We start from the raw sequence: 11,625 nt of genomic DNA, 5'->3' as shown, positions 1-11,625 counted from the left end.
ACTGGATTCGTGCCTCAGATTCATTAATGCTTTTCCACCTTGAGGGATAATCGTTTTTCCTTCCTTGAATTACACTACACTTAATTGATAAGTAAGTGCCTGTGATGCCCGTCACATAAAGGCTCAACCTAATTCTAATCGAGTGAAAACTCGACAAAATAAACAGGAAGGAATTGCGAATGTCTTCTGCATTTTACCAACAGATTGAACAGCAAATTGAAGAAGTGAAGGCGGAAGGCCTTTACAAGGCAGAGCGTATCATCACGTCTCAACAGCAAGCGGCTGTTAAAATCTCTACTGGTGAAGAAGTACTAAACTTTTGTGCGAACAACTACCTTGGTCTTGCTAACCACCCAGCACTTATCGAAGCGGGTAAAGCAGGCATGGACGAGCACGGTTTTGGTATGGCTTCAGTACGTTTCATCTGTGGTACTCAAGACATCCACAAAGAGCTTGAGCAGAAGCTTTCTAAGTTCCTAGGTAAAGAAGACACGATTCTTTACACATCATGTTTCGACGCAAACGCGGGCCTATTTGAAACGATTCTAGGTAAAGAAGACGCAATCATCTCTGACGCACTAAACCACGCATCAATCATCGACGGTGTTCGTCTATGTAAAGCGATGCGTTTCCGATACTCAAACAACAACATGGAAGAGCTAGAGCAACAATTGATCGCTGCGAAAGAAGCAGGTGCTCGCCACATTCTTATCGTAACGGACGGCGTGTTCTCAATGGACGGTGTTGTAGCAAACCTACCAGCTATCTGTGACCTAGCAGAGAAGTACGGCGCATTGACTATGGTTGATGATTCTCACGCTGTTGGCTTCATGGGTAAAACAGGTGCAGGTACGCACGAGCACCACAACGTGGTTGACCGTATCGACATCATCACTGGTACGCTAGGTAAAGCAATGGGCGGCGCTTCAGGCGGTTACACGTCTGGTAAAGCGGAAGTGATTGACTGGCTACGTCAGCGTTCTCGTCCATACCTATTCTCTAACTCTGTTGCACCAGCAATCGTAAGCGCTTCTATCCGCGTTCTAGACCTACTAGAAGAGAGCGGTGACCTACGTGACCGTCTATGGGAAAATGCAGCACACTTCCGTACTCGTATGGAAGACGCTGGTTTCACAATGGGTGGTGCTGACCACGCAATCATTCCAATCATGCTTGGCGACGCAAAAGTAGCAGCAGAATTCGCAGAGCGCGCTCTAGAGAAAGGCATCTACGTAATCGGCTTCTCATTCCCTGTTGTACCGAAAGGTCAAGCGCGTATCCGTACTCAAATGTCTGCAGCGCACTCTCGTGAGCAACTAGACCGTGCAATCGACGCGTTCATCCAAGTTGGTAAGGACATGGGCATCATCTAAGTTTCGTTTCCTCTTCCTAGCCTCCTCCTAACATAGGGGAGGGATTAGATGGAAAGGAGAAAGAGCTTACGTTTAAAGAGCAAAAGGCTTTCCCAACTCTTCTGAGTCGGCTCATGGGCAAAGCCTTTATTTCTTCTTTAAACGCATTAGATGAAAGAATTTTTTGTCACGCATAGAGCGGGGCAATGTTTGGTGAATACTATGAAAATTAAAGCATTAGCAAAGCTAAAGCCTGAACAAGGCATCTGGATGACTGAGGTTGATAAACCTGAAGTTGGCCATAACGACATTCTGATCAAAATTAAGAAAACCGCTATCTGTGGTACAGACGTACACATCTATAACTGGGACGAATGGTCACAAAAGACAATTCCAGTGCCTATGGTTGTTGGTCACGAATACGTGGGTGAAGTGGTTGCGATTGGTCAGGAAGTTCGTGGCTTTGAAATCGGTGACCGCGTATCTGGCGAAGGTCACATCACGTGTGGTCACTGTCGTAACTGTCGCGGTGGCCGTACTCACCTATGTCGTAACACGATTGGTGTGGGCGTTAACCGCGAAGGTGCATTCGCTGAATACCTAGTGATTCCAGCGTTCAACGCGTTCAAGATCCCTGAAGGCATCTCTGACGATCTAGCGTCTATCTTCGACCCGTTTGGTAACGCAGTACACACCGCGCTTTCTTTCGACCTAGTAGGCGAAGACGTGCTTATCACAGGTGCTGGCCCAATCGGTATCATGGCAGCTGCAGTAGCAAAACACGTTGGTGCTCGCCACGTAGTGATCACAGACGTGAACGAATACCGTCTAGAACTTGCTCGTAAGATGGGTGTAACACGCGCAGTAAACGTTGCTGAAGAGAAGCTAGAAGACGTAATGGCTGAGCTAGGCATGACAGAAGGCTTCGACGTAGGTCTAGAAATGTCTGGTAACCCAGCAGCATTCAACTCAATGCTAACGACGATGAACCACGGTGGTCGTATTGCACTACTAGGTATTCCACCATCAGACATGGGCATCGACTGGAACCAAGTTATCTTCAAAGGCTTGGTGATCAAAGGTATCTACGGCCGTGAAATGTTCGAAACGTGGTACAAGATGGCTTCACTGATCCAATCTGGTCTGGATCTATCGCCAATCATCACGCACCATTACAAGATTGATGACTTCCAAGAAGGCTTCGATGTAATGCGCAGCGGTATGTCAGGCAAGGTTATCCTTGATTGGGAATAAGGTCGCGATAAAGCAGCCTAAAACCTCTTGATATCAAATTAATAAAAACACCCTAAGTGAACCTTAGGGCGTTTTTTGTTTTTAATGACTGACTATTTTATTGGATTGCGCTCATTTACAACTCAAACTCATTATTACTTCAGCGTTAGCGTTTTATTACTATGGTTCCCGTTTCAACTACACGAGACTCCTTCGATGCCATGACTTTTGCCGTGTGCTTTTCTGATGAGAAAAGAGTTTTAGCTGATGTCGTAGGTTGGCTGATAGAAGGAGCATGCTCTTGCTTCTGGTAATGAATTTCCCAATTTCGAGTTTGAGTGTTGTAGCGCATAAAGGCAAAGCCCGTAATATTCTTAATCGTGGTGGTGCCTTTTTGGTAAAAGCCATAATCACGGAAACTCATATAGTTGATTAATCCGTTGCTGTGGTCTTTCACATCATTGTATTGTTTATCTTCTTTGCCACCTTCCACATGATAAACCCTGATTAAATCATCGCTCCAGTCATCCACAACAAAAGAGCATCCGCTGAAATTGGGCGTGAAAACATATAAATGGTCACGATGAGGATCAGGGTGTTTAGGTATATCGAGATACTTGCCTTGCGCGATCCAGTAGGCCATCTGTGATGTATTTTTATCGGGTTGTTCTCCTGCATATGTATCGATAACTTGGAGCGCACCTACCGTTCCATGGACGTGTTTGTATTGCTTGCCACTAAACACAAGCTCACCACTCTCTTTAACTTCCTTTTGAGTGGTAGGGGTGAGTGATGACATCTGAAGAGCGACGACCTCTGCACTAACAGGCTGATTGGAAAAGCTAGAACCAAGCAGGTCTGATGGCAAGACGCGTTTTCCTATCGCATCGTTCATTTCCATTCTTGATGTTGGCATCGGTGACAGGATAGCGTTAGGCAGTTCACGCTCTTCACCCACATAAATGTGGTTTTTCTGTTCTTCTTTGCGGTCGGCGACGACTTTGTCTCGGTTATCATTCCAGCGCTTATAGTCACTTGACGAGTAAGTTAACTCATCCCTGCGTTCTTGCTGTTGTCGTGCTGCTCGCTGCGCTGTGGTTTCTTGTGCTTCTTCTGTATTAGCAGGCGCTGATTGATATCGCATAGTCGTCATTCCAATAAAAATAAATAAAAGAATACCTATGATTTTCAATATTTCATGAGGTAACTGTTTAAATAGTGATTTTTACTAACAGAAAGCTCAGAACGAAATTGTATTTTAAATTCAGCTGTGTGTTTAAGTTTGTTGTGGCTAAATAAAAACCACTTATAAAATTCAATAGATGACTGTTAAGAACTTGTTTATTTGTAATGGTTATTAAAGTGCGTTTTTATAATATTCAAAGTTATTCTTTTAACAGTCAGATTAGCCAATACTCTCCCCTTTATTGCTGCAATATTTTTGTATTGGTCTGATTCTCTATGGTTTCTAATTACCGACTTATCAATTACATAAAATGTGGAGATCATTTCCAAATTTAGCAGGTAAACATAGATTGCATAGCGCGAGCTAATCCATTTTCGTCATTCCTTTGTTAATACTGCATGCGTGAACATACGCATAAGAAAGTGTTCATTACTTAACCATAGATACAAAAGGAAATGAAAATGAGAAAGTCACTGACAGCACTTGGTTTAGCATTGGTATTTGCAGGCTCAGCAAACGCGGCAAACTGGAGCTATGAGGGGGAGCACGGCCCAGCGAATTGGGGTGAGTTCGCTTCTGAATGTGCGAAAGGTCAAAACCAAAGTCCAATCAATATTGAATCAGCGACTGAAGCCAAGCTAGAAAAACTGGATTTTGATTACGAAGGTAAGGCGATTTTACTGCTAAATAACGGCCACACTTTACAGACCAGTTTAGAAGGCAAAAACACGCTCACTATTGATGGTAAAGAGTTTACGTTAAAACAGTTCCACTTCCATACTCCATCTGAAAACCATGTAGATGGTAAAGAATACCCACTGGAAGCACACTTTGTGCATGCCGACAAGGCTGGCCATCTGGCGGTTGTCGCGGTGTTCTTTAAACTGGGTGATGCGAACCCAGATCTTGCTAAGCTGCTCGCTAACATCCCAACTAAAGATCAGGACGTAGCCATTAAAGTCCCATTTGATGCTGACGCGCTTATCCCAAGTGATAAAGATTACTACCGTTTCAATGGTTCTCTGACCACGCCACCGTGTTCTGAAGGTGTTCGCTGGTTGGTGATTAAAGAGACACAAACCATCTCCCCAGAGCAGGTAAAAGAGTTTGCGAAAGCGATGGGGCAAAACAACCGCCCAATCCAACCGCTTAACGCTCGAATGATTCTAGCGCAGCAATAATGGTTGAAGTGACCAGTCATAAAAAAGCCCGCTGGTTTGGCGGGCTTTGTGTTTGGTATTTTGAAATTAGAAACCACTGTCGTCTTGCACTTGCACTTGCACTTGCACTTGCGCCATTTGAATCGGGTCAAGCTTGAGTGTTTGCGTAGGGAACGCAATATCCGCTTCGTGCTTCTTAATGATCGCCATGACCTGCAAAAGCACATCTTGCTTCACTTCGTGGTAGCGAACCCAGTTCACTGTTTTGGTGAAGGTATAGATAAAGAAGTTCAGTGAAGATGCACCAAACGCATCGAAGTTGACGATAAGTGTCTGGCGCGTATCGATGTCTTTGTGGTTCTTCAATATTTCGCGCACTTCATCAATGATTACTGGTACTTTGTCTGCATCGTCGTAGCGCAGGCCAATTGTCTCAAAGATTCGGCGGTTTAACATGCGAGACGGGTTTTCTACCACGATGGTTTACTAATCCCAATACCAATTTTTATCAATATAGTGCTAACCCCTTATTGTTATTGACTTGTATGGTTAGTGATAATAAATTGCTGTAATTGATAATTGTCAATGTTGCGTTTTGGTGGGTGGCTTTGACTTTTTTTATTAAGTCGGAGGCTAAATTTGAATCCACATATTCTGAAAAAACTCAGTCTAGTAAACGCTGCTTTATCTAGTGAGTATCGCGACTTATTAATGAGCCTATCGGAGCTTAAGGTGACTAAAACCGAGAGAGTTTTGAATTATTATTCATCTTTCGTTTTTTTGACTAAACCAAGTGGGTATAAAGCTTTGGATATATTATCCAGCAGTTCATTGTTCAACCAACACTGCCAAGAAGTTGTAGGTTTCATCTATTGTCAAGGTTGGACGATGGATAATAAGTACAGCATCGCAACAGCCTTTCTCGACATCATGGAGAATGTGGCTGAAGATAAAGCACTCGAATTTTCTCCGTTATCCACACAGTGTAAATCTGCTACTAAAGACGTAGAGCAATGCATCGATTTGTTTAACACGATCAGTGTTGATAGTTTAAAACGCGAATATCTGAAGGGATATCAAATTGTATCTCAAGACGATAAAGCGATTAACGTGTATTTGGACCCTGTTTATGTGGTCTACGGGCGTGATTTTGCACTAAAGGTTCACCTTGCTCTGGTTGACTATGGTCGCACTCTGAGAGGAACAACACTCGCGAACGTAACACACGATTTGGCTATGCTGTTTGAATCAATGACTAAAGTCTGTGGTGAAATTAAAAAACTAGAAGTAGAGCTGTCGAGCAAATACGTTCAAAGTTTTTTCCATAATGTAATGACGGTTTGGTTTAGTTCAGTTTTAATCAAGCAACATGACCCTAAGGTTTTTTTCAAGATGTGGTCTAACGCAGTCAAACACTACAAAAGCTGCTTTATTGACACAGGTATCCTAGATGCCCCTGTTAAAGAATTTATTGTCCCTTCTTGGAAATCTCCACTAAAAGCCCCCTCTATATCGATTGGAGGGAAAGCTACTCGTGTTGAAAAGCAAAGTTGGTTTGGCGACATACCCTTGCGGATTAAAGATGAACAGGCTGTATCAATAATAAAGTCGAAAGTAGATCGCAATATCTGTCATATAAAGCATGCTTACACATGTAAATTCCAAAAACTGAAAGAAATAGAACATAGAAACTCTCACTATAGACAGATGGGTGTCGTTAAGCCTCTCGTTATCCCTGAAGGTCAGAAATCAAGAAATGTCCCGACAGGCAGTAATTGTCTGCTTGAGGAGTTTGTTAGCCATCTTTATTTTACTAAGCCTGCGCTGTTCAATGACTTCTTTCACATTAATCTTTGGCGCATCCTCTAATTCTACTTTTTTCACTTTCAGCCTCCAATAACCGATCCCGTATAGGACAAAATCGCACAGATATTCGTTCCAACATCAGTGTTTCTGTGTGTGATTTAAGCATCAATTGATGCAATAGGCAAAGTCACTGGGTGTTTTGGGATCGATACAATACAGCGGAGCAAGACCGCACATGTGCTTTCTTGCTAGTAGCCATCAAAGTCTTTTCTAAAACAGGAACGAAGTCGTTATAACTAGTCATACAGTGTCTTTGAAACTGTTCTCACCTTTTATTTTTGCGTAAAATATGCACATAAAGTAAAAGGAATACCAAATGAAAAACAGATGGTTAGGTGTGGCTTGTGTGCTTCCTTTATTGGTTGCGTGCAATAGCGAGAGTTCAGCAATCCCTGTGTCTAGCGAGACCGTATCTCAAAAGCAAATCGATACGATTGTGTCGAACATCAATAAGCTTTATCCAGAGGCCACTCAAGAGCAAAAGTTGAGAGCAGCAAAAACCGTAGTTCGAGCAATTGAAGAACTAGTGTTTGTTGAAGGCGGAAGTTTTGAGATGGGGGACTTTGGTGCGCCATGCGAAATTCCAAGCGGCACACCAAGTCGAATGGATTGGTCACCGGATGTACAGTGCTTTAGCTCCCCGAGTACCGGAGAAACCGGTGCTTATAACCTGCACAAGGTAACACTGGACTCATACTCGATTGCAAAATTTGAAACGCGTTTTGTCGATATGGAGTGGATGCGCCAGCTCACGGGACTACCTGTTGGACGTAATTTACCCAAAACTGGAGGACACGTTGAGAGAGGTACAAAGTTCTATAATGCGTTAATAACTAAGCGAAAAAATAATGCTGCATCAACGAAAACATGGCAAGAGGCTAAAGATTATTGTCAATGGCTAGGTGATGTCAGCGCATTACCATTTGATCTGCCAACGGAAGCACAATGGGAGTATGCCGCCAGAAGTCGTGGAAAAAAAGTGTATTTCGCCACCAATAATGGCTATGCCCAACTCCAAGATGGCTATTACTTTGATCCCGCATCCGATCGTTATATTGAGTATACCGATGAAGAGGTGAATGCAGCTAAGCGCATCGAAGATGTGGATGCGTATCCGCCCAACCCTCTAGGTGTAGCAGGCATGTCGAACCAAATAAGTGAGTGGGTAAATGATTGGTATGCCAAAGATTATTACCTTGTCTCACCAGAGTATAACCCGCAAGGCCCTGAGTCAGGCACAGAAAAAGCGCTTCGAGATGCAGGAGGAACGACCATGGTTTTTTCACGTATCCACCATCTCCCTGTCTATAAAAAATATTATCCATCAGTAAGCTTTCGTTGCGCGCTTCAGCAAACCGTGCCAGCCAAGTGATGGGCCTAACCTAAAAAGAGGAAATCGGTCACAGCAACCAATTTCCTCGCTTGTTAGGTTTATCGATACGGCAGATATTCATCATTAGACGCGGTAATTTGGGCTTTCTTGCGTGCAAGATCCTCACCACTTAACGGTGTGTAAGGCATGCTGGTAGCATCCAGTTTATTTTTCTCTGCTAACTGCGTCACCCACAAGTTAAAGTCATGCTGCTGGATGTTGTCCAAAATCGCATTTATGCGCGCAAGGTTATCAAACATCGCTTTCTCGCCTGCAATCGCACGCCCATCTGAGTTCATGCGTTGCAAAATCTCTTCAAACTTATGCCAACTGTAAGTGCTTTTACACAGCAATTTATGTATCGCACTCTCTTGCTGCTCATTAAAACTAAACAAAAACTCTTCAACCAAGACATCAAGCATAACCCCAATAGCCTCGGGTAACAATTGCTCAAATGGCACACCGGATAACGTTGAGTCATCAAGAATACGATGAGCTAATGAATTAGCTTTTTCCTGACGATCAAGAATATCATTATAACTCTGCCTCCAATCGTCCACAGCATCTTTACCCGCCGTCAATACTTTTTCAAATGATTGGGAAGGTTCGCCAATCAGGTCTCTAGCAAATGCAACCAGTGTTGAATTCACTAAATATTCGTAAGCAAGTGGGTTAATATTGTTAAGCATCCGATAATCAACGTACTGCAATCCTTGCAGTATGATTTTGGTCAATGCCCAGAGTTGGGTCGTGTCTAGCATCGCGCCAAAACCGCCGCCAGCACCAAAACCACAAACAATCTGCCCTGAGCATTTGACATAAAATTTACCATCCTCTAGAGCGAGTTGAAACTCGGCGTTGACGCCAGCACCAAACGCAATATTACCTTCTGGTTTGACTTCGGCTAATGCCTGAAACTCGGCTTCTTTGCTTTCCTTTTGATTACCTTCCGGCCCATCTGTTGAAGAAGAGGCATTTTTAGGTGGTAGCCACTCAACGCCACCCACTAACTGACCATTGGCCTGCATTCCCGCAAACCCTTGCACCTTAAAACCGACGTCACCTTTAGCCCCTTGGGCAAGGTTCACTTTCGGTGAATACATGACGCCAACGCTCTCACCATATTCATTGACCTCTCTGCTTTGTTGACGCCCACCCGCTGCAACGCTTGCTCTGCCTTCCGCCATTGCACCAGTAAAGCAGCCAATTGCCACTTTGCCGACAAAACGGAAGCGACCAAATGAATGAGTCGCCGTTTTTTTATTTGCATCGAGGTAAGTGAGTCGGATGTGCCAACCTTTCTCGTACGGAAGGTAAAGATTGGCTTCGACTTTGGCTTCTGTGAGCGATACACTGGCCTCTGCGCCAATACCGATGTCGACTCGCCCGTTTGTGGGTTCAAACACTGTCGCGACACTGGCTTGAGCGCCCCAGCGGAGCAACTGCGCTTCTGGGCTAATCGCAAATCGTGTTTCACCACTTTCCGTTAAGTATTTCTGAGTGGACTTCCATTCATGGAATTTACCGCCGTCTGCTTTCCATTCGGCAAACTTCGCTTCGACCTTAAACTCTTTGGTGCTCTCTTTGATGTCTTTCGCAATCTCCTGACTCAGACGATTTAAGTCCCCTCGCTTGAGCGCCGCGTGGGCATTACTGTGATGGTAAGACTGGCTCCAACGTGGCTTTTCTCGTTCAAAAAAGGCGTGACGAAGGTACACGTAACGACCTTGGTTGATGGAGTAGGCTTCAACAACATGGCGCTTGGCCTTTTGTGTCACAAGCTGAGTTTTATCATTGGTGAAATTGTTCGCCTCAATGCCAAGTTTGGTTGGGCTTTCTTCTTTGGGTTTTGCTTTCGTTTCTAGCTTTTTGAATTCATCAATTTGACGGTCTAACTGACGAAGGGTTTCTTTTCTCAGTGTTTCCATCGAGGTTTCTTCAAGCCAACGGTAGCGGTATTGCTCTACAAAAGCTTTTCGCTGTTGCAGTGAAGTGAGCCTGTCTTGAGTTAAATCGAGGTTCGGGTTTGGCTTGGGCTGCGCCGCTCTCATGGCGGCGGCACGTTGTGAAGCAGGGCTTAACGGGCGGCTGTTATCACCGAAAATACCCGCGTGCATGGCATCTTCAAACCACGCGGTTCTCTTCAGTGTATGTTGCTCAAGTGCTTCTCGGGTCGCCTCTTTATCGCTAGGGGCAGAGCTTAGCAACGCTTTATAGCTTTCGACTAAGCGGTCGGTTTCCTTTGCTTCATGCTCTAGCTGGTTGCTGGCTTTCTCGTCTAATAAATAATATTCCAGCGGACCATCGCCTGTAATAAAGACGACATCATAAACACTCTCTCCCTTCTTACACAGCGGAGGCGCAAACAATACGCCGTCGTTAGAGCACGGACGCATCGCTGATACAGGTTCTACTGGGTAGGTAGGCTCAACAGGTTCAATCGCCGATTCATCCGGCAAGGTAAGCGCCTCACCGATACGAATAAAATCAGGGTTTACTTGATATTGAGGATTCAGTTCAAGCAATGTCGTGAAGTCCACCTCTTGCTCAATCGCAATTTGTAGCAATGTGTCACCGGATTTGATGGTGTAAGTTTGGCTCATTAGGCGTTTACTCCTTGCCAATGGGCTGAGATTAAGTTCATGAGTTGAGTTTGCGACGGCGTTAAATCCCAAATGGATGGCGTGCTCTGCTCTGGTGTATGCCATGAGGCGTCCAACCAGTCGCGGTCAAACCATTGGATACGAGTCAACGATGGAAAGAACTGCTGCCTTTGATGGGATGTCATTGACCCGATTAGGGAGACCAGTTTGCGAGGTTCATAAAAACGCATCATCGCTTGTGTCTTACCATGCTGCACGACAAGGCGTCGGCGCAAGGACTCGGCCACACTCGCCATATCCATCGAGCTAGGGGTAAAGAGAAGAGAGCCTGAAGGCGTTACTTCTAGGTGGCTTTTAACGCTTTCGAGTGTTTGTTTACTGACAACCTCCGCCAATACCGGCCCATTACCCAAGGCTGCGAATCGAGTGTTAGCAAAAAGTGGAACACTTTCGCCTTCCGATAGGGTTTCCTCCCAGCCCGACCACAACGTAGGTTCAAGCAGCACATAAAGCTTTTCATCAGCGGATGGAAATAGCGGCTCATTAAGTTGTATGTCCCATTCAGGGTTTAGCTGTGCAGTTGGCATGTTCTTCCACTCCCACAATCACAAATCTCTTGCAGTAACGTACCGTCTTCAACCAATCCGGCATACGCCGCTGGTGACATCACAGGCATCGCTTTCATCGCCAACGATGGTTTCTTTGGCCTTCTTGTGGAAACGCTGCTGTTGCCGTTTGCCGCGCCGCCCGGATTGATGTCTACCTTGCCTCCCGTGGCGGTAACGTTACTTGCACCATCAATCGTGATTGAAGTGCCGTTTAAATGAATATTACCGCTGCTCTTTAGCACTAA

At 44.8% G+C, this 11,625-nt stretch carries 8 protein-coding genes and 2 pseudogenes; 5 read left to right on the top strand and 5 right to left on the bottom strand.

Annotation, left to right across the window (positions count from 1 at the left end):
• Positions 1-179 precede the first annotated feature (179 nt).
• Positions 180-1,373, top strand: a complete 1,194-nt coding sequence (locus H735_RS17670; protein WP_005432273.1) for a glycine C-acetyltransferase — start codon at positions 180-182, stop codon at positions 1,371-1,373.
• Positions 1,374-1,574: 201 nt separating this feature from the next.
• The gene (tdh, locus tag H735_RS17665; RefSeq protein ID WP_020195785.1) at positions 1,575-2,606 is read left to right on the top strand and encodes an L-threonine 3-dehydrogenase; all 1,032 of its coding nucleotides are present in this window, start codon (positions 1,575-1,577) and stop codon (positions 2,604-2,606) included.
• 145 nt (positions 2,607-2,751) lie between these two features.
• On the opposite strand, the gene H735_RS17660 is transcribed toward tdh, so the two are convergent.
• Complete coding sequence (locus H735_RS17660; RefSeq protein WP_020195786.1) at positions 2,752-3,729, bottom strand: hypothetical protein; 978 nt, start codon at positions 3,727-3,729, stop codon at positions 2,752-2,754.
• A gap of 503 nt (positions 3,730-4,232) precedes the next feature.
• On the opposite strand from H735_RS17660, the gene H735_RS17655 reads away from it, so the two are divergent.
• Positions 4,233-4,952 (top strand): carbonic anhydrase, encoded by a 720-nt coding sequence (locus H735_RS17655; RefSeq protein ID WP_020195787.1) that lies wholly within the window; start codon positions 4,233-4,235, stop codon positions 4,950-4,952.
• Between the two features lie 66 nt (positions 4,953-5,018).
• On the opposite strand, the pseudogene H735_RS17650 reads toward H735_RS17655, so the two are convergent.
• A pseudogene (locus tag H735_RS17650) lies at positions 5,019-5,411 on the bottom strand (mechanosensitive ion channel family protein); the annotation flags it as partial.
• A 159-nt stretch (positions 5,412-5,570) separates the two neighbouring features.
• Here H735_RS17650 and H735_RS17645 point away from each other — a divergent pair.
• Positions 5,571-6,800: a hypothetical protein gene (locus tag H735_RS17645; protein ID WP_020195789.1), complete on the top strand. Its 1,230-nt coding sequence runs from the start codon at positions 5,571-5,573 to the stop codon at positions 6,798-6,800.
• 313 nt (positions 6,801-7,113) lie between these two features.
• Positions 7,114-8,169 (top strand): formylglycine-generating enzyme family protein, encoded by a 1,056-nt coding sequence (locus H735_RS17640; protein WP_020195790.1) that lies wholly within the window; start codon positions 7,114-7,116, stop codon positions 8,167-8,169.
• A 59-nt stretch (positions 8,170-8,228) separates the two neighbouring features.
• Here the strand turns inward: H735_RS17640 and H735_RS17635 are convergent, their stop codons facing one another.
• The 3 genes and pseudogenes from H735_RS17635 to H735_RS31215 form a co-directional block, all read right to left on the bottom strand.
• On the bottom strand, positions 8,229-10,772 hold the full coding sequence (locus tag H735_RS17635) for a LysM peptidoglycan-binding domain-containing protein (protein WP_020195791.1): 2,544 nt from the start codon (positions 10,770-10,772) through the stop codon (positions 8,229-8,231).
• Positions 10,772-11,359, bottom strand: a complete 588-nt coding sequence (locus H735_RS17630) for a DUF4123 domain-containing protein (RefSeq protein WP_020195792.1) — start codon at positions 11,357-11,359, stop codon at positions 10,772-10,774. Before H735_RS17630 ends, H735_RS17635 begins: the two co-directional genes overlap by 1 nt.
• Positions 11,341-11,625, bottom strand: a pseudogene (locus H735_RS31215) (type VI secretion system tip protein VgrG); the annotation flags it as partial. The gene H735_RS17630 and the pseudogene H735_RS31215, both read right to left, overlap by 19 nt.

It is taken from the genome of Vibrio owensii CAIM 1854 = LMG 25443 (assembly GCF_000817815.1).
Lineage (GTDB): Bacteria > Pseudomonadota > Gammaproteobacteria > Enterobacterales > Vibrionaceae > Vibrio > Vibrio owensii.
The sequence above is the reverse complement of the archived record's forward strand: the minus strand, read 5'-3'. Positions and strand labels throughout refer to the sequence as shown.